Origin of the sequence: Enterobacter cloacae complex sp. IR5428, assembly GCF_049238585.1 — a bacterium.
Classification (GTDB): domain Bacteria; phylum Pseudomonadota; class Gammaproteobacteria; order Enterobacterales; family Enterobacteriaceae; genus Enterobacter; species Enterobacter intestinihominis.
Map to the genome: position 1 here is coordinate 116,944 of NZ_JBMKHV010000003.1, position 19,129 is coordinate 136,072.

Sequence of the window (19,129 nt, forward strand, 5' to 3'; positions counted from 1 at the left end):
ATTCTTTTTTAATTTTTTAGCTTTTGCAGAAGATTTATTTTTGCACACTGAGTTGGCGAATCGCATCGCTATGGGAAATTAGGCTGCACTTTAAAACCTCATAGTTTACCGGTGCTGTACCACCTAGCTTCTGTTTCAGTAAGGTGTTAATAACCTCGTCGGCCTTTTCGAAATTCTCGGCAGGCAGGTTACTGGCTTCCAGCCATGCTGCGGCGCTTGCCTTTGCATCATTTTTCAGTGTCGTACTATCCGCAATCTTTCCGATACAGCGATTTTGCACCCAGTTTTCAAAAATCTGTTGCTGAGAAAAGGTATTAACGTCCGGCAGAGTTTGGGCGAAGGTATATGAGGTATTCAACGCCAGCACGAAAGCGAGTAAATGTTTCATTTCAGGCTCCAGAGCGTAGCGCTGCCAGGAATAAACGAACCATTACCGGGAGAACCCAGAAAATGGCAATCATCGGAGCAAATATTCCCATTCCAGAGCGTGACATGTCCAGTGGCATCGCTCCAGCCATGACCGGTAAAGATGATAATGCCTTGCTTACCTGCAAATTGGCCTGGTGTTGGAGACGTCACCGTCAGATCTGCATTACCCAGTACAGTTGGCAGAAAAGCAATCATATCCTTTACGCGATACATGTAACGTTTTTTATCACTCCCCGTAACCGTCGCATATCTACTGTTGGCGGGAATTGGAACGCCACAATAATTTAAAACGTAGCTCATACGAATGGGGCATGCATTCTGAAAAATTCCGGCTTCGATATTGTGCTGGACTTTTCCACCCAATAATTTACCCACCGTCTCGACATTGACATTAACCTCTCTGAATCTGTTCCAGGCGGCACCAAAAGCAGGACGCATAAGTATTTTCCCTTTTAAAAAAGCACAGGATAAAGTGAGCCCTTTCGGGCCCACTCCTGTTACGCTTCTTTGTTTTCTTTGATGTTCCAGCCAGCGCTGCTTTCAGCACCTTTACCACCGGCAGTGGTCTGCTCCCAGTACTGCTGTTTCACTTTCGCAGCCTGGAATGCATAGGTCACGCCAACGGTATCGCCGTTGTCGGCACCGGTGTACTGAACGGAAGTCACGAGAACGTCTTCCAGGGTGATGCGGGTATATTCAACCTGCTGACCACCCGCTTTGCAGACGGACAGTTCAACTTTGGTCAGGTGCTTACCGCTTGCGCAGTGTTTCAGGATTGCTGTAGTGGATTTGTCGATCAGAGCGTTAACGTGCAGATCGTTAAAGTTAACCTTACCGGCACCGCCGCCGCCACCAACGCTCATATTACCCGGCTGGGACGCGCCCCAGGAGAAGGAGGTAATATCAGTCCAGCCGGTGTGGTTAGAATCTTTAGATTCGCCCGTAACACCCTCGACCTTCAGAAACATATCAATAGCCATAATATCTACTCTTCGTGGATGAACAATATTGCTTTCGAAAAAGCCCTTATATGGCAAACAGGAAAGCATGGGGCTGAATAAAACCGTCCATATTTTACCTCTGCCTCATATCAAACGACCCGTGTCATTTGACAGTCTTACATTCCCCCTGAATGAACGGAAAGAATGTGAAGTCTTTTACTACGGCGGATTATCCTGAATCCAGGTACGATCAGGATCGCCAATGATGAGCTGCGGAACCAGTTTATTCAGTTCGTCGCTATGATAAAGACGTAGACAATTTAAGGTTACGCCTTTTACATCAGGTTTACGCTCCGAGTGGAAACCATTAATTTGGTTTTTATACTTCCCAATAATGGCGTTAACTTTGTCAGTACCGTTTTCAGCATCAAACGGCATCCACTCAATAAATGCACTCGCACTGCGGGCCGCATCAGCAGAAAATTGACTGCCTTTATCTGCAACCTGCGCAAGGCAGCGCGCCAGGACCAAATCTTTTACCACCTGCCGGTATGTTTGCTGCTGATAAAAATCAACGTAAGGGTTGTCACCGCGAGCAGAAAAAGATAAGCAAGTGAGCAAAAGAAATACGGTCTTTAAACACCTGAATATAATTATTTTAATTCCCAAAACCAGATTTCCTGACAGTACGGAAAGCAATCGGAGTTACATATAAACGAATTATTACTCAGAGGCTCGATAAGGTCGATATGACCACCGCCATACCCATCAATTTTATTGAAGAAAACAACACCTTTTCGGCCCAACATTGAGCGTGCACCAGCCTCGCGGTCTTTAAAGATTTCTGCCTTGCCAAACACATGGGATTTATAAAGCTGATCGGCAAGTAATTTTGCGCCAGGCTCGATTGTTTTTCCCTTATAGGGACCGGTCTTTATGGGTAAACGCCCTGTAAATTCAACATTGCATTTTAACAATGCCAGGCTCATTCTTACCGCACAGGTATTTTCGTATGCCGGTTGTTGCTTGATAATCGTCGAATAATCGTAGCCAATTTCTGAAAAAACCTGTTCACCCGAGGCAAAACCCGCGCGTGTGTGATTTGAAGAGTAATGCTGACGTTTAAGTTGTTCGTATAATGGTCTCATTTGTCACTCTCCTTTTTTGCACGGGCGTAATTCTTTCATGCCGTCAATGATGATTTTTGAAGCGCGCTCCTCGCCTTTCTGTTTCGATAAGTTCGCAAAACGAGAATAGAGAAACTCATGTATTGTATTTGGCAAAAAAGGCCTGCCCTTGCACCATGCAGTGCCCTCAGACGCGTCGACTACGCCGAGAAGATACATATTTGCCTTAATGCGTTCACGTTCATTCGTTTTCGACAGCCAGGCTTTAGCAAAACGCTCTGCACTCAGATTTAAATCGTACCCTGTTAACAGCGTCGGATCGCGTTGGAAGTTTGATGTGTCATCCTGAGGCAATGCTTCCGCTTGAGGGTATTTGTAATTTCCTGCCTCCGCGCTTGCGAGAGTAGAAACTGCCAGCAAACTGGTCGCGATCAAAAGTATATGTTTCACCGTCTATCCTTATTCACTGACAGAAACAAGCTAAGCTCTTCCGCTCAAATTGCCGGCCCCTTCGGGCCGGCAATCATCATTACGCGTCCTTCGTCTTCAGCGACGGCAGTTTAGATACCAGACGCAAGGAAACGGTCAGGCCTTCCAGCTGGTAGTGCGGACGCAGGAAGAACTTCGCGGCGTAGTAGCCCGGGTTGTCTTCAATTTCCTGCACCTGCACTTCCGCAGCCGCCAGCGGTTTGCGGGACTTAGTTTCCTGGGAGGAGTTAGCCGGGTCGCCATCCACGTAGTTCATCACCCAGTCGTTCAGCCAGCGTTCCATCTCTTCGCGCTCGCGGAAGGAGCCGATTTTGTCGCGCACGATGCACTTCAGGTAGTGAGCAAAACGACAGCAGGCGAACAGGTAAGGCAGACGGGAGGCCAGGCGCGCGTTAGCGGTGGCATCCGGGTCGTGGTACTCGGCCGGTTTTTGCAGGGACTGCGCGCCGATGAAGGCGGCGAAGTCGGAGTTTTTGCGGTGAACCAGCGGCATAAAGCCGTTTTTCGCCAGCTCGGCTTCACGACGATCGCTGATGGCGATCTCGGTCGGGCATTTCATGTCCACGCCGCCGTCATCGCTCGGGAAGGTGTGGCACGGCAGGTTTTCCACCGCCCCGCCGGACTCCACGCCGCGAATCGAGGTGCACCAGCCGTACTCTTTGAAGGAACGGTTAATGTTGGCGGCCATCGCGTAAGCCGCGTTCGCCCAGGAGTAGCTGTTGTGGTTCGCGCCGTCGGTCTGCTCTTCAAAGTCAAAGCTGTCGACCGGATTGGTGCGAATGCCGTACGGCAGACGCGACAGGAAGCGCGGCATGACCAGGCCCAGATAACGGGCATCTTCCGATTCACGCAGTGAACGCCAGGCGGCGTATTCGGTGTTCTGAAAGATTTTTGTCAGGTCGCGTGGGTTAGCCAGCTCCTGCCAGGACTCCATCTGCATCACGCCCGGCGCGGTGCCGGTGATGAACGGACAGTGGGCCGCAGAGCCGATGCGCGCCATCTCGCCCAGCAGCTCAACGTCCTGCGGGCTGTGGTCGAAGTAGTAGTCGCCTACGATGCAGCCAAACGGCTCGCCACCGAACTGGCCGTACTCCTGCTCGTAGATTTTTTTGAAGATCGGGCTCTGGTCCCAGCCCACGCCCTTGTAGCGCTTCAGGGTGCGGCCCAGCTCCTGCTTGGAGATGCTCATAAAGCGGATCTTCAGCATCTCGTCGGTTTCGGTGTTGTTCACCAGATAGCTCAGCCCGCGCCAGGCGCTCTCCAGCTTCTGGAACTCCTCGTGGTGAATGATCTGGTTCACCTGCTGTGAAAGCTGCTCGTCAATACCGGCAATCAGGTTCTGAATGGTGCGGTAGGTATCGTTTGAAAAGGTCACGGTGTTTTCCAGCGCCTGCTGCGCCAGGGTTTTTACCGCGCTTTCTACGGCAGAGCGCGCCTGATCGGTTTTCGGGCGGAACTCTTTATTCAGCAGCGCGCTGAACTCGTCCTGGCTGAAGGCCTGGCCCGCCTGCTGATCGTGTTGTTGAGTCTGGTTGCTCATCGATTATTCCTCGCTACCTTTCGCACTTTCGTCATTTTTTGGCATCTGGCTCAGGGATTTGAGCAGCGTCGGATCCTGAAGGATTTTTGCAATCAGCTCTTCCGCGCCGTTTTTGCCGTCCATGTAGGTCAGCAGGTTAGAGAGCTGGGTGCGCGCTTCCAGCAGCTTGTTCAGCGGCTCTACTTTGCGGGCTACCGCGTCCGGCAGGAAGTCGTCCATACTGTCAAAGGTCAGATCGACGTTGAGCTTACCTTCGCCGGTCAGGGTGTTATCCACCTGGAACGCCACGCGCGGCTTCAGCGCCTTCATGCGTTCGTCGAAGTTGTCGATGTCGATTTCAAGGAACTTACGCTCGTCGACGGCTGGCAGGTTTTCCACCGGCTTGCCAACCAGATCGGCCATAACGCCCATCACAAACGGCAGCTGAATTTTGCGTTCTGCGCCGTAGATCTCTACGTCGTACTCGATCTGCACGCGGGGAGCACGGTTGCGTGCGATGAATTTCTGTCCACTGTTACTCATTGCCATGATGTTCTCCATCAAAGATGCGCGGTGAAGGTGAAACGGCAGACTCCATGCCTGTCGTCATAATGCCAGGACGCGTCATTCGCGGCGTCCAAAGATGTTTTCCAGTTGGTTAACGCCGTCTGGCGCCAGGTCGCGAATAATGTCCATAAAGTTGAGTTCAGACAGCCGCTGCACCCGTTCAATCATCAGCGGTGCGGGGTGGCTGGGTTCGTACTGCGCAAAATACTGTTTCGCTTTTTCCAGCATCAGCTGCGCGTCGGCGCGGCTGGTCACCTGCACGCTGCGCCAGTCCGTCACCTGCTGAACGGGCGACGCGGTCACCGGCTGCGGCTCGGCGTGCTGCTCAGCCTGCGCGTCACGGTTCGGCAGCAACTTGCTGATATCGGTCACCTGACAGGCGCTGGAAACCAGCCCGACGGTTTTCAGCAGCTGTTCCATCTCCGGTACGCCACTTTCCCCGAGATAGCCGGTAAGCAGTTCGCGGATGGCGAGCAGGCGTTCGTTGATCACGATTACCGCTTCGGTACCTGGCTGATCGCCCCGGGCCAGCTCATCTATTAATCGTGGACGACCGCCCGGATAATCCGGACACTCTGTTTTACTGCCGTCAAGCAGCGCCTGGGCGTCACGGAGCGAAATCTCATCGCCGTTAGAGCGGAGCAGTGAGGCGTTACGCACCGCGACCGTCAGGTCAGATTTATCGCTCAGCCCGGCGAGGGCGTTAATGCGGTAGAACGGATCGGTTTCGCCATACTCTTCCAGCAGCGGGTAAAGTTGCTCCCAGTAACGGGACAGGGCTTCCTGCACCAGCAGTAGCCCGTCGGCGTAACCTGCCAGCCCGCGACGACGCGTCCAGGCATGGGTTAACGCCAGCATGACGCGAAGATCTTTGGTGCGGCCCAGCAGGCTGGTGGCGAGTCTTTCCACCGTGTTCCAGTCGGCAGGCTCTGCCGGAATGATGGTGTCGCCAAACTGCTGTTCGGCTTTGCCCTGACTGGCCTGCCCCATGGCCTGGAAATCAGCGTCGTACTCCAGGTTTTCACCGCAGGGGTTATCGGGGCTTATCGGCGCGAGAAATTCATCGATATTCATAAGATCCCTGCTTATTCAAACATAGGCGGGTAAAGACCGTGGCGGCCCGGACGGGCGCCGCCTGCCGGATCGAACAGCAGCGTAAAGAGCTGCCCGGTAAAGTTTCCGCTGTGGACGTGGGTGTAAAGCGGATAGCCGTCGCAGCGGTTTGTCCACCAGTAGCTGGTCTGGCGCAGCGGATCAAAACACTCCGCCGCCTGCGGCCAGCCCAGCGTGCTCTGACCCTCGTCGTCATAGCCAATCACGTCGAGAATGTCGGAACGCTTTTGCGGCTCAACCGGCTGGGGCGCCGGGATGGTCATCAGCATTTCATCCAGCTGGGAGGCAGAATAGCTGTTACGCACCGCGTGCAGCCCCAGACGGCCAAGCTGCTGGTACCAGCTTTCAGCCTGCCCGAGCAGACGGGATGACCACTCGGTCGGGGTGAAACTCAGTTGCAGGCATACCGGATAGTGGCGGCCTACGCTGTCACGGCCCGGCAGCAGGCAGCCCATCTGAATCATCTGGCTACCAAGCATCGGCGGGACGACAAAGTTCCACACCGGGGCTTTAGAAAACGGGCGCTCACCGCTGCGCTGCTCTTCCTGTTGCCAGGCCAGCAGGCCGACCTGAAACCAGTGCGACCACTGGCGTTGCAGGGTATCCGGAAAGCGACGCTGCAAAAAATCTCCGGCGCTGGGTAATTTGCCATACCAGCTATAACGGTTCATCGCAGGGGTATTCGTCATACGGCTGTCCTTGCGGTTATGGGCATGAGAAACGGGGAAGCTGGAACGGGTTACGGATGCTGTTCGGGGCAAACTCCAGCGTGACCTGATGTCCGTCGACGTTGAAGGTGGCCTGACGGCTCAGGCTACCCGCGCCAGGGCTGGTGCGCGACTTGTCGAAAAAGCGGTTCAGCGCCCAGGAACCGTTAGTCACCAGCGTTGCGGTGCTGCCATTGGCCAGACCGAGCTGCATACGCACCTGGTTCGTCCCGCCCGGCCCCGGCCAGGTCATGATCTGCACCGCCTGCGGACCGTGGCTGTAGCGCAGCAGTTGGCCGTCCACGTCCAGCGTCAGGTTCAGAATGGTATTGTCCATACGCACGGTGCGCACCGTCACCTTGAAGGATGGCGTGGTCGCGCCGTTTGCGAAGAAGGCATCGCGGACAGACTGCGCCTGCTGGAACGGACGCAGCAGCCCTTCACTGCCCGGCAGCGTTTTACCGTCGATGCCCGGCATAAAGCGCCAGTTCGCCTGGGTGGTGTCCACCTTGTTGGTCAGGTTGTCGCGGAAAAAGGCGTCCATCAGTCCGGTGCCCGGCGCGAACATGCGGGCGAGATCGTCCGGCGTCACCTCGGTGCTGGCGCTGCGCACCAGCGGATAACGCCCGGCAATCGCCTGACGGCAGAACCCACCCACTTCCACGTTAATGCGCTTACGCACGTTCTCCAGATCGCGACGCTGAGTGTCGCTGCTGGCGCCGACGGCCATATTGCTGAACATGGTTTGCAGCCCGCCCGGCAGACGTCCCGCGCTGGCTTGCAGGCGGCTAATTGCATCGCCGCCCGGCGCGGGCATACCGCTGTTGGCTGCATCCTGAACGGCGGTCAGGTAGCGATAAAGCTCGTCAACCTGCTTAAGAAAATCATCAAAGACGATGGTCTTGCCGCCCTTCTCCAGCGGCTGCGCCAGCTCAATCATCGGCGCATAGTGGTCGGTCACCAGTTGCTCAGGCGCCTGCGTCACAACCGCGCCCTGCGTCGGGGCATTGTCACCGTTGCTGAACAGCGCTTCCAGCGTGCGGGTGGCGCGGTTGCTTTGGTCTTCCGCTTTCTGCGCATCTTCCGGCGCAGGCGCAGTGCGCGACAGGGTCAGCACCTTGCTCAGGTTAAGTACCAGACGGCGCAGCGGCGAATTGGTGCCTGAAAGCAGGCGCGCGGTGTTGATACGCTGGGAAAGATCGGCGCTGTTGTTGAGCTGAATATCAGCGAGAAAGCGATCCCAGTTAACGATAAAGTCGCGCATGTAGAGCTGACGCACGGCGTTGTCGATCTGCTGTTTATCTTCCTGGGCAGTGGTCGCTCCCAGTACCCAGGCATCGTCCTCGTGCAGGGCGGTGGTCACGCTGTCGATCTGGTCGTTGAAGCTTTTCCAGTAGCCGTCCGGCGTGTAGAGGCCCGGTACGCCCTCACTCACCGGCTTGCCGCTTTTGCGCGAAAACACCAGCTCGCTCTGCGGGCCGCCGAGATCAGAAAGCGAAACCGGCTTCAGGTTCTCATCATGCTCCAGCAGACGTTTCAGGCGCCCATATACGCGTGTTGAGAGCGGCTGCTGGTTGATCAGCGCCCTCTCGCGGGCCACCAGATCCTCATCCTGCGCATACGGTGAAGCCTGAATTTTTGGCTCCAGCAGCTGCGTCAGGTGCCATTCCAGCTCCTGAAGCTGCGCCTGCGTCACGTTCTGCGGCAGGTTGCGTTGCAGGTTGAGCATCACCCACGAGTGCAGGAATTTACCGTCATAATGCTTAGGCTGGTAGAGCATCTGATAGGCTTTCAGCGCCTCATAGCTGTACTCCACGTCGCTGCCGTTGTCGTTGCGCAGCCAGGTGGTAATGTGCATCGCCACGGCGGGGAGCAGCATCTGATCCAGCGCCTTCTGATACAGAGACTGCGAGGCATCGCTGACGTCATCCCCGCGATAAAGCCCCATGCGGCGGGAAACCGGCGGGTTGTTAACGTCGAAGGCATCGCTTTTCGGCAGATCCACCAGGCTGTTAAGCAGCGGCAGAAGCGCAAACAGATCTCGCTGGGGCTGGTTTTGCAGCGCCTTGCTCTGCTGCTCCAGCATCGGCACTTTTGCATCTACCTCTTCCAGATAAGCTTTATTTTTGGCGTAGCTGGTCAGCCACAGACCACCCAGGATCACCAGCAGGGCCAGCAGCGCCGCGTAGCCGGACCACATCACGGCGCGGTTGCGCAGCTCCCACCAGCGGTTTTCCCCGGCGATGCCCGCTTCCTGGAAAATCACGTTTTGCAGCAGATTTTTAATGAAGAAGCTTTGGCCCTTCGCGCCCGGGATCGGCGCCTCTTTGCTTACCGAATCCCAGCGCGTGCTTTCCTCCCCTTCAGGTAAGGAGAGCGCGCGGTTCAGCTCGCCCATCACGCGGTCAAACGGCATCCCTTCCTGGGTGCCGCTGGCAAAGTAGATGCCGCGCGGCGAAAATTCGGTTTCGAAGTTTGAGCGGGCAAAGACCGTGCTCAGGTAGTCTGCCAGCAGCGGACGCAGCGCGGCGAACTCCTGCGGGAAGAGATAGGCTTCCGCACGGGTTTTGGCGTCATGCTCTTTAAGCATGGTTTCCGGCAGGCCAGCATCCAGACGCTGTTGCAGCAGGGAAAATTCCTGCTGGAAGTTGCCCATCAGGTCGTAATCGGCGTGTTTGGTCTGCTCCCACGGCAGCGTAAAGCCCCAGATCTGATCGCGCTGGGCTTTGTCGTAATCCGCAAACCAGGCGCGGAAGCCTTTAAGCAGATCCGCTTTGGTCACCATCACATACACCGGGAAGCGAATACCCAGCTGTTCATGCAGCTCGGAGAGACGCTGGCGCAGGTTGACCGCCTGCTGGCGGGAGGCCTCAGCGGACTGCGAAAGCAGGTCGGAAATGCTGATGGTGATAATCACGCCGTTGATGGGCTGGCGACGGCGGTATTTACGCAGCAGGTTGATAAATTCCAGCCACTCCCCGGCGTCCTGAACCTGCTCGCTCTCCTGAGTGGTGTAGCGCCCCGCGGTATCCAGCAGAACCGCCTCGTTGGTAAACCACCAGTCACAGTTGCGCGTGCCGCCAATGCCGCGCAGCGCGGTTTTACCGAAGCGGTCCGCCAGTGGGAATTGCAGCCCGGAGTTGGCCAGAGCGGTGGTTTTACCTGAACCCGGCGCGCCAATAATGACGTACCACGGCAGCTGATAGAGGTACTGCGTACTGAAGCGCTGCGTCCACTGCGCGCCATGTCCCGCTTTGCTGAAGTGGGCTTTTTTCAGCATCTGGGCGGCTTCATCGAAACGCCCGGCAAGGATCTGCTCCTCGCTGTTCAGACGTTTCTGCGGATCGGCCGCCTCCGGGCTGGTGGTATTTTCGTTAAGCTTGTCCATCAGCTTACGGTTCAGCCAGGCGTTATACAGCCGCGGCAGAATGTGGCTCTGAGCCCAAATCAGGTAGACCACCGCAATGCTGATGACGCGGTTCTGCTCTGATTCAAGGGGCCGGGTGTCCACGATGGACAACAGCGGGCCAATCATCCAGATGACCGCCGCGAGCGCCGTTACGCCCAGGAAGCTCCACAGAATGCGATTGGTCAGTATAGAAAGTAGAGTAGTCAGCATCCTTAGTTTCCTTGCGGCAATCCGTTCAGCTCGGCCTGGGTATTGTCAGGCGATACCAGCAGCGTAATCTCCACGCGGCGGTTACGGGCGCGATTTTCAGGCGTCGTGTTAGGCGCTACCGGGTTGATCTCGCCCCGCCCTTCGGCTTTGACGCGCTCAGGCTGCGAGAGGCTACCCTGGAGCTGTTTTTGCACCGAACGGGCGCGCTCAAGCGAGAGTTCATAGTTAGAGGCGAAGCGTGCGCTGCGGATCGGCACGTTGTCGCTGTACCCCACCACCAGAATTTTGCCGCTGACGTTATTCATCGCCTGGGCGATGCGGTCGATGACCGGCTCATAGCGATCGCGCACCACCGTTGAGGCCGAGGCAAAGAGTCCGTCCCCTTTCAGGATCACCACGCTGCGATCCGCCTCATCCTTAACGGCCACCAGACCGGCATCAATTTCCGGTTTCAGGAAGCCGCGCAGGTTCAGTACCGCCGGTAGCTGACGTGCAGGTTGCCGGATCGTGGTTTCCGGCAGTTGGGACTGGTAAATTTTCGCCAGCACCGGGCTGGTGTTATCACCGAGACGCCAGTTCAGCACGATATAGAACAGGCAGGCGATAAAGCCGACCAGCGCCACGCACGCCCAGAGTGGAATCATCGGCCGCCAGAGCTTGCGCAGAACGGGGCGATCTTCCGGGTGCGGCGAGAGCGGCGGCGGGTAGCTGCCGCGAACGCCACGGATCATCTGCCACAGGCGCTGTTTGATGGTTTCAAGCTGGGTCCGGCCATTGTCCAGCACGCGGTAGCGGCCTTCAAAGCCGAGCAGCAGACAGTAGTTGATCATCTCCAGCAGCAGAATGTGTTCGCGCGGATTCTGAGACAGACGTGCCAGCAGCTGGAAAAACTTCTCGCCACCCCAGGTTTCGTTATGAAACGTCACCAGCAGACCATTGCTTGACCAGACGCCGCTGCTTCCCCAGGGGGTCAGAGCGGCGGCTTCGTCCAGCGCCGTGCAGAGGCAGTAGCGCGCGCCGACAATCACTTCATATGGTAAGCCCGCCTGCTGGCATCGCACCTCGAAACGGCGAATTTCGTCAATCAGGCGCTGGCGCAGCCCGACCTGATCGTCGTGGGAAACCGAATGACGGATTTGCGGAATCGCATTGAGCAGCGGATTGGCGGCCGCCACCAGCTGATTGTTCCCACTGGCTCCGGTAAACAGGGCATCACTGCCGGTATCCTGTCGTTCCTGCATATTAAGCGCTCGCTTTATTATTCTGTCGGGCTACGGATGGCCCAGAACTCCATATCGAGACCCGGGAATTCCCCTGCGAGATGCAGCGCGAATGCCCCAGACTTGTCCATCTCGTGCCACAGTTCGCTGCCCCTCTCGAGCTCGAAATAGCTGTAGCCTGCATGCCACGGGATCTGCGGCGGCGCGACGGGCATTGCCCGAAGCATGATGCCCGGCAGCTGGAGCTGAACCAGATCGCGAATTTTCGAGACTGGCGCAACCTTCATCTGGGCAGGGAAATGGGTTTGCAGGTGTTCGCCGGGGACATTGGCTTTTACCGCCAGCACGAAGCCAAATTCGCGGACCATGCTGGTCTCCGGTACGGTGGCGATGTTCAGTCCGTGAGAGCGTTCGTGCAGCGGCAGCTGGATGGCATGATCTTCCATGACCAGCGACAGCCCCTGACGCAGCATCAGCATCATTTTGCCGAAGCAAAGGGCGAGATCGTCATGGTCGTATACTGGCAGTACGCTCTCTGCGGTACGCTGCGGCGTCCAGGTGGCGAGTTCCGTGGCAAACGGCAGCCAGCTTCGCCAGAGCGCTTCAGGGTGAAGCAGCGGCAGCGTTTTTAAATGTGAGATGTCGCCAAGGTGGCGGTTGATCAGCGAAAGAAGCGTGAACTCAACCATCTCGGACGTATTGAAACGCCCCGGCTGACGCAGGCGGCCGCCGATCTGCTGGCTACGCTGCACCAGCAGGCCGTGCAGGTCATTGATCATGCCGTACAGCTGCGGGCTGTTATTGGCGTTCAGCATTGGTGGGATGTAGCTGTTATCCAGCCGCACGTGGTTGTCGTTGCGCTTTTCAGCGACGCACGCCACGCCGATGGCGGTCCATTCTGCCGTCAGATCTTTCTCCAGCATCAGGGTCAGACGCAGGCGGCCAAACTGAACCGTCGCTTCCCCGACCGACATGGCGTTGTCGTCTTCTACCTCTTGTTCAAACGTAATAAAACGCGCCAGAGAAGAGTGCTCCTCGCTGAAAATCACCTCTTCACGTCCACCGCGACGAACCGGCAGCGCAAGCACCACCTTTTCATTGGTAAGATTATCGGGAATTTTTAGCGGGGCCGGACCGTTGCGGTCGCTGCGCACCTGGAAAAAGGTGCCGTCAGGCAGCAAACCGCTACAGTAGCTCAGGGCAATACAGCCCTGGCGAAGCATCGCTTCATCCAGCTCAAGGTCGAGAAAGCCCCAGAGATACGAACGCTGCAAGGCCCCCCACTCACGAACGTGGTTGAGGAGGTAACTTTCTGTCCGCTGAAAATGGTGGGGACGCAGGAACATGCCCTCGGTCCAGACGACCTTTTCTGCTTTCGTCATGATGATCTCTTTCCTGTTATGAAGGGCGTTACTGGCTGATGACCCGGATACCATTTACGTCAAGGAAGACGCTGGCCTGGAGTTCTTCTGCGGACCATTTCCAGAACTGGTAAATCGCGTTTTCGCCGGGAACAGGCAAAGGAAGTGAGACGCGCCATTTTTTGCCGTCCAGTGCCTGGTATTCCGCCATTACGCCGATATAGCGCGCTTCCGGTGAGCTTTGACCGCTCAGGGTTTTCGAAAGCTGGCCCGGCATCAGGAAGAACACATCGCTGTTCAGCAGATTCGCGCCAAGCGTGGCTGACGCGTTGTTCTGTAAGGAGTAGAAGTCGCTGGACATGAAATCCGCATCGGATTTCAGCAGCAATACTCTGACCTTAAGCGGTGCAGAATCATTGATTTGAGGATGAGCCTGAAACTGAAGATTGTAGCGGGAGGGGTCGCTGTGTGAAGACGACGTACAACCACCGATCAGCGCGAGAATCAACGCAAAAAAAGGGAACCACATCCGATGGAAATTTTTATTATTCATAAAAATATGCTCGTGAAACCCGTTTAGTTCAGGATCCAGGTACCGTTCGCGCTGTCTTTGCAGGCTTTGCTGTTGCCATCGACATCAACACAGGTGGTTTTCTTGCGCGCTTTAGGGCGCAGTGCCTGTTTACGCACGGTGGCTTCGTACTGGTCGGCCTTGATTACGGCACGCATCGGCACGTAACCAATCAGCTGTTCACTCCCTTCATCGGCCAGCGCCATCCAGAAATGTTCAACCTGCCCCAGCACGACGTAAGTTTTTCCGGTCTCAAGCGTACGGATCACTTTTCCACCGTAGTCAGGACGGCTCATCAGGGATGCCGGGTACATAGCACGATACGGTTCATTCACCTGAGTGAACTCCGCCGGAGGGGTAACAGCGTGACGGTGCGTCAGCGTGATGCCATTAACCTGGCTGGTCACAATCGTATCATCGGTGATCGCTGGTTTTTGCGGCGCCTTACAGCCCGCCACCGCCATAACAAACAGAAGTGATAACAATACACGCAGTTTCATATGCTTTTCCGTAGCGATATTTAGAGGATGAAGAGAGGGGATAAAATTTGACTTAGGTGCTATTGTTAAAAATAGTCAGGTTTTTCCGGGGCGTTACTATTATTTGGGCATAGCTACCGCACGAGCCTTCGAGAATAAGGCCCAGCGTAATCCTGACATATTTTGACAAACGGTAAACAAGTTTACATGAGCTTATCACCTTTTCAATATTTCCTTTTTCGCTACTGCTGATTCATGACGCATTCGCCTCACTCTGAGATTAATCTGAAAAATAGAAAAATCACGCAATTAACTGATTTAAAGACAAAAAAATCCAAAAGAGAACCATTATCACTAACGTAATACCACTATTCCTGCCACTACCATAATTAGTAGAACGGAGAATTTTTCAGTTGCATATGAATATATCTCACACGAATTATTTGTTGTATCGATAGCAAATCGTCAATACTCAGGACGATGTCCCATCAAATTAAGAAAACACAGTAAGGATGAAAAAATTAATTTCACGCCGCAAATTAACTTTATGTTCTCCCCCTTCTTAAGATAATTTTCTTTCGTCTGGGCCGTATGAATAATTAAGCCTGACTACACTCTTGCTCGCCAAAGCATTGCTCAAAATATAACCCACCCTTTCCAGGTAATGAATAAAGACGCTGCTTTCGACAGGCGAACTTCATTTGGCATTTTACCGTCACTACACTATTGCTTGCTTTCCACCACTCCGACGATTTATTACAAACATGATGAAAATTTGTTATGAGTTCTTTGCTTTCCCGCACCATAACTTACAGGCCGAGCGGTAGAAACAGGTTAAGTGGGTATCAAAATATGTGCCGTTGCCGGCATCGGGGTTGACCATAACCGTGCTCGGTAACTGTCAACGTCCTCCACTTGACTTATATTGTAAGGAAGGTACTTTTCAGGACATGAAGAAGATCCTGATAATTGTTCCTGATGGTGGCATGTTGTTTGAAGCCGCCGGTATAGCCGACATTCTGATGCAGGCCAACCGTCTGCACCCGGACGGTCTGGCGCAGCCCCGCTACCGCATCATTATTGCCACTACCCAGCCTCACCTGGTGATCCATGGCCAATCCGGCTTAAATCTGCTGGCGGACTATCGCCTGCCGGAGCTGGATCCGCGCGAGCCGCTGGACACGATTATCATCACCGGCCGTGGCATGAATGAGCAGGAAAGCACTGCGGTGGTGGACTGGCTGCACCTGGCCGCGCCGCATGCACGACGCGTCGCCTCTGTCTGCGGCGGGGCCCTGCTGCTGGCACAGGCCGGACTGCTCGATGGGCGCCGGGCAACGACCCACTGGCGGCTTCTGGAAACGTTGAAAACCCGCTATCCTGCGGTCAACGTTGAGGGCGGCCCGCTCTATGTTCAGGATGGTCCCGTCTGGACGTCCGGCGGCGTCAGTTCCGGGTTTGATCTGACGCTGGCGCTGGTGGAGGATGATTACGGCTTCACCCTCGCCCGCAACGTGGCGCAGGATATGGTGATGTACCTGCGTCGGCCTGGCGGCCAGCTACAGTTCAGCCGCTATAATCTGGAGCAGTCCGGCGCGACCGGACCGGTTAGCGAACTGCAAAGCTGGATCCTGCAAAACCTCACCGCAGATTTGTGCGTCGAAAGGCTGGCCGAACGGGTCGCCATGAGTCCGCGCAATTTCACCCGCGTGTTCACGCGTGACGTCGGTGTACCTCCGGCCCGTTATGTCACCGAAGCGCGCCTGGCCGCCGCACGACAGCTTCTGGAGCAGACCCCGTATCCGCTTGAGGTCATTGCCGAAAAAAGCGGGTTTGGGACCAGCATCAACCTGCGCCGCGTTTTTGAAAAGCAGCTTCATCTCACGCCGGGCGAATATCGCCAGCGTTTCCACTGCCGCAGAATGGCGTAATCTGATCCTTTTTTGTCATTTACGCCAACCGACCTGACACCTACAGTAACTCCAGACAACACAGATAAGGAGTGCATCATGGTTAAGGTCGGTATTAACGGTTTCGGCCGTATCGGACGTAATTTCCTGCGCGCGGCGCTGGGCAATCCGGATCTCCAGATTGTGGCCATTAACGATCTGACGGACAGTAAAACCCTCGCCCATCTGCTGAAATATGACTCTCTGCTCGGCACGCTACCGGTACCTGTGGAAGCGGCGGACGGCGCGCTACAGGTTGACGGGCAACGCATCACCGTATTCAGTGAACGCGACCCGGCAAACATTCCGTGGAAAGACGCTGACGTTGAGGTGGTAATCGAAGCCACCGGTTTCTTCACCGAACGTGATAAAGCGGCGGTGCATATCACGAGCGGCGGCGCAAAACGCGTCATTATTTCCGCCCCGGCTAAAAATGATGATCTTACGGTGGTAATGGGCGTGAACCACACGCTGTACGATCCGGCCCAGCATTTTGTGGTCAGTAACGGGAGTTGCACCACTAACGGTCTGGCGCCAGCGGCGCAGGTGCTGCACCAGCAGTTTGGCATTGAACACGGGCTGATGAACACCACGCATGCCTACACCAACAGCCAGGCGCTGCATGACCAGCCAGAAAAAGATCTACGCGGCGCGCGTGCGGCAGCATTATCGATTGTGCCTTATTCCAGCGGCGCGGCAAAAGCGCTCGGGAAAGTAATCCCCGAACTGGACGGTAAACTCACCGGGTATTCCCTGCGCGTGCCGGTGCCAGTGGTGTCGATTGTCGATCTGACGGTGACGCTGAGCCGCAACGTGACCGCCGAAGAGGTGAATGACGCGTTCCGTCAGGCTGCCGGTAGCGGGCCGCTGAAAGGCATCCTGGGCTACAGCGATGAACCGCTTGTCTCCAGTGATTATCAGGGCGACCCGCGCTCATCCATTATCGACGGGCTTTCAACGCTGGTGATTGGCGGGAATATGGTGAAGATCCTGTCGTGGTATGACAACGAGTGGGGCTTCTCAAACCGTCTGGTGGATTTGGCGGTGCTGATGGATAAGAAAGGGTTGTAGGGCTTAAGCCGGGTGGCGTGAAGCTTACCCGGCCTTTCCGTGGTGTGGTTAAAAATTAAGTAATCCAACCCTGGTGTAGTGAAAGCGCACCCGAATTTTCTGGTTATGCGAAAAATGGGACATTCAACACGCGAAGTTATCGATATTCGTCTAAGGTTTTCAGGTAATTGACAACAGCGGTCACGCTGCTCAGCGAAGACAGGAGACGAACCGATGATAAGACCTCGCGCACGACGCCCCGCTTTTTTACCCCTTGCGTTGGCAGGCGCACTACTCGGTGTTACCGCATTTGGTTATGCTGAAGACCAGCCAACGAGCCAGCAAAGCTCACCTGATATTCTTCTTGGCCCCCTCTTTAATGACGTTCAGAGCGCCAAACTGTTCCCGGATCAGAAAACCTTCGCGGATGCCGTTCCCAAAAGCGACCCGCTGATGATCCTGGCGGATTACCGGATGCAGCATACCCAGTCCGGTTTTGACCTGCGTCACTTCGTGGAGATGAACTTTATCCTGCCGAAGGAGGGTGAGAAATATGTTCCCCCTGAGGGCCAGAGCCTGCGGGAACACATAGACGATCTGTGGCCTGTGCTGACCCGCACCACCGACAAAGCGAACAAATGGGACTCCCTCCTGCCTCTGCCAAAACCCTATGTCGTGCCGGGAGGACGATTCCGCGAAGTCTATTACTGGGACAGCTATTTCACCATGCTGGGGCTGGCCGAGAGCGGCCACTGGGATAAGATCGGCGACATGGTGGACAACTTCGCATACGAGCTTGATACCTGGGGCCATATCCCTAACGGTAACCGCAGTTACTACCTGAGCCGCTCTCAGCCGCCGTTCTTTTCTTTGATGGTGGAACTGTTGGCCACGCATGACAGCGACGCGTTGAAGAAATACCGTCCGCAGATGGAGAAGGAGTATGCCTACTGGATGGAGGGGGCTGATGGACTCCAGCCTGGTCAGGCAAACAAACGCGTAGTGAAGCTGGATGACGGCTCCCTCCTCAACCGCTACTGGGACGATCTGGACACGCCACGCCCTGAGTCGTGGCTGGATGACGTGACCACCGCCAAAAATAACCCTAACCGTCCGGCCACCGAGATTTACCGTGATCTGCGCTCTGCCGCGGCCTCGGGCTGGGATTTCAGCTCCCGCTGGATGGACGATCCCCAGAAGCTGGGTACCATCCGCACCACCAGCATCGTGCCGGTGGATCTGAATGCGTTGATGTTTAAGATGGAAAAACTGCTGGCCCGTGCCAGCCAGGAAGACGGGGATACCGCAAGCGCAAGTAAATATGACGCGCTGGCCTCCGCACGTCAGAAAGCCATGGAGAGCCACCTGTGGAACGATAAAGAGGGCTGGTATGCGGATTACGATCTGAAAACCAGGAAGGTGCGTAATCAGCTGACTGCCGCGGCCCTCTTCCCGCTGTATGTGAAGGCCGCATCACAGGATCGCGCCGATAAAGTGGCCGCAGCCGCATCGTCGCGCCTGCTGAAACCGGGCGGTATTTCTACCACCACCATCAACAGCGGGCAGCAGTGGGATGCGCCGAACGGCTGGGCGCCGTTGCAGTGGGTAGCGGTGGAAGGGTTGCAGAACTATGGTCAGCAGAAAGTGGCGATGGACGTGACCTGGCGTTTCCTGAAAAACGTTCAGCATACCTACAATCGCGAGAAGAAACTGGTTGAGAAGTACGATGTCTCTTCGACCGGTACCGGCGGTGGCGGCGGTGAGTATCCGTTGCAGGACGGTTTCGGCTGGAGTAACGGTGTGACGCTCAGGATGCTGGACATGGTCTGCCCGAAAGAGAAGCCGTGCGACAGCGTACCGGAGAATCAGTCTGCGGCAAACGATGATGTTGCACCTGCTAAACAGGCGGCGCAGTAGCGCCCCTCACCCTAACCCTCTCCCCAAAGGGGCGAGGGGACTGTTCAGTGCGGTAGCGCCACCGGGCTTTT

The 19,129-nt window shown here is 55.8% G+C and carries 18 protein-coding genes; 3 read left to right on the forward strand and 15 right to left on the reverse strand.

Features of this window, described 5'->3' with window-relative positions:
* Positions 1–34: 34 nt before the first annotated feature.
* From ACOTXC_RS05210 to ACOTXC_RS05280, 15 genes are all read right to left on the reverse strand, one after another.
* Complete coding sequence (locus tag ACOTXC_RS05210) at positions 35–388, reverse strand: T6SS amidase immunity protein Tai4 family protein (RefSeq protein WP_038416232.1); 354 nt, start codon at positions 386–388, stop codon at positions 35–37.
* On the reverse strand, positions 385–867 hold the full coding sequence (locus ACOTXC_RS05215) for a type VI secretion system amidase effector protein Tae4 (RefSeq protein ID WP_023300327.1): 483 nt from the start codon (positions 865–867) through the stop codon (positions 385–387). Before ACOTXC_RS05215 ends, ACOTXC_RS05210 begins: the two co-directional genes overlap by 4 nt.
* A 59-nt stretch (positions 868–926) precedes the next feature.
* Positions 927–1,409 (reverse strand): Hcp family type VI secretion system effector, encoded by a 483-nt coding sequence (locus ACOTXC_RS05220; protein WP_014884229.1) that lies wholly within the window; start codon positions 1,407–1,409, stop codon positions 927–929.
* A gap of 180 nt (positions 1,410–1,589) precedes the next feature.
* Positions 1,590–2,039 carry a T6SS amidase immunity protein Tai4 family protein gene (locus ACOTXC_RS05225; RefSeq protein WP_050595054.1) on the reverse strand — a complete coding sequence of 150 codons (450 nt, stop codon included), beginning with the start codon at positions 2,037–2,039 and terminating at the stop codon, positions 1,590–1,592.
* A complete protein-coding gene (locus ACOTXC_RS05230) occupies positions 2,024–2,518 on the reverse strand; it encodes a T6SS effector amidase Tae4 family protein (RefSeq protein ID WP_022648411.1) in 495 nt (164 codons plus the stop codon). Before ACOTXC_RS05230 ends, ACOTXC_RS05225 begins: the two co-directional genes overlap by 16 nt.
* A 3-nt stretch (positions 2,519–2,521) precedes the next feature.
* Positions 2,522–2,947 carry a Rap1a/Tai family immunity protein gene (locus ACOTXC_RS05235; RefSeq protein ID WP_032624078.1) on the reverse strand — a complete coding sequence of 142 codons (426 nt, stop codon included), beginning with the start codon at positions 2,945–2,947 and terminating at the stop codon, positions 2,522–2,524.
* A 79-nt stretch (positions 2,948–3,026) separates the two neighbouring features.
* Entirely contained in the window at positions 3,027–4,526 is a 1,500-nt protein-coding gene (tssC, locus tag ACOTXC_RS05240; RefSeq protein ID WP_006810956.1) for a type VI secretion system contractile sheath large subunit, read from the reverse strand.
* A 3-nt stretch (positions 4,527–4,529) separates the two neighbouring features.
* Entirely contained in the window at positions 4,530–5,054 is a 525-nt protein-coding gene (gene tssB, locus ACOTXC_RS05245; protein ID WP_022648413.1) for a type VI secretion system contractile sheath small subunit, read from the reverse strand.
* A 75-nt stretch (positions 5,055–5,129) separates the two neighbouring features.
* Complete coding sequence (tssA, locus tag ACOTXC_RS05250; protein ID WP_284097813.1) at positions 5,130–6,146, reverse strand: type VI secretion system protein TssA; 1,017 nt, start codon at positions 6,144–6,146, stop codon at positions 5,130–5,132.
* A gap of 11 nt (positions 6,147–6,157) precedes the next feature.
* A complete protein-coding gene (tagF, locus tag ACOTXC_RS05255) occupies positions 6,158–6,874 on the reverse strand; it encodes a type VI secretion system-associated protein TagF (RefSeq protein ID WP_045308303.1) in 717 nt (238 codons plus the stop codon).
* 16 nt (positions 6,875–6,890) lie between these two features.
* A complete protein-coding gene (gene tssM, locus ACOTXC_RS05260) occupies positions 6,891–10,511 on the reverse strand; it encodes a type VI secretion system membrane subunit TssM (protein WP_421767463.1) in 3,621 nt (1,206 codons plus the stop codon).
* A 2-nt stretch (positions 10,512–10,513) separates the two neighbouring features.
* Positions 10,514–11,752 carry a DotU family type VI secretion system protein gene (locus ACOTXC_RS05265; protein WP_022648416.1) on the reverse strand — a complete coding sequence of 413 codons (1,239 nt, stop codon included), beginning with the start codon at positions 11,750–11,752 and terminating at the stop codon, positions 10,514–10,516.
* Positions 11,753–11,769: 17 nt separating this feature from the next.
* Entirely contained in the window at positions 11,770–13,113 is a 1,344-nt protein-coding gene (gene tssK / locus ACOTXC_RS05270; protein WP_023300335.1) for a type VI secretion system baseplate subunit TssK, read from the reverse strand.
* Positions 13,114–13,141: 28 nt separating this feature from the next.
* Positions 13,142–13,645 carry a type VI secretion system lipoprotein TssJ gene (gene tssJ, locus ACOTXC_RS05275; protein WP_421767464.1) on the reverse strand — a complete coding sequence of 168 codons (504 nt, stop codon included), beginning with the start codon at positions 13,643–13,645 and terminating at the stop codon, positions 13,142–13,144.
* A 23-nt stretch (positions 13,646–13,668) separates the two neighbouring features.
* Positions 13,669–14,163: a hypothetical protein gene (locus tag ACOTXC_RS05280; RefSeq protein WP_006810964.1), complete on the reverse strand. Its 495-nt coding sequence runs from the start codon at positions 14,161–14,163 to the stop codon at positions 13,669–13,671.
* A 929-nt stretch (positions 14,164–15,092) separates the two neighbouring features.
* Here ACOTXC_RS05280 and ACOTXC_RS05285 point away from each other — a divergent pair.
* The 3 genes from ACOTXC_RS05285 to ACOTXC_RS05295 all read left to right on the forward strand — a co-directional run bounded on the left by ACOTXC_RS05285 (position 15,093) and on the right by ACOTXC_RS05295 (position 19,058).
* Positions 15,093–16,073 (forward strand): GlxA family transcriptional regulator, encoded by a 981-nt coding sequence (locus tag ACOTXC_RS05285; RefSeq protein ID WP_023300337.1) that lies wholly within the window; start codon positions 15,093–15,095, stop codon positions 16,071–16,073.
* 78 nt (positions 16,074–16,151) lie between these two features.
* The gene (gap, locus tag ACOTXC_RS05290; protein WP_421767465.1) at positions 16,152–17,162 is read left to right on the forward strand and encodes a type I glyceraldehyde-3-phosphate dehydrogenase; all 1,011 of its coding nucleotides are present in this window, start codon (positions 16,152–16,154) and stop codon (positions 17,160–17,162) included.
* A gap of 213 nt (positions 17,163–17,375) precedes the next feature.
* The gene (locus ACOTXC_RS05295) at positions 17,376–19,058 is read left to right on the forward strand and encodes an alpha,alpha-trehalase (protein WP_421767466.1); all 1,683 of its coding nucleotides are present in this window, start codon (positions 17,376–17,378) and stop codon (positions 19,056–19,058) included.
* Positions 19,059–19,129: the final 71 nt, after the last annotated feature.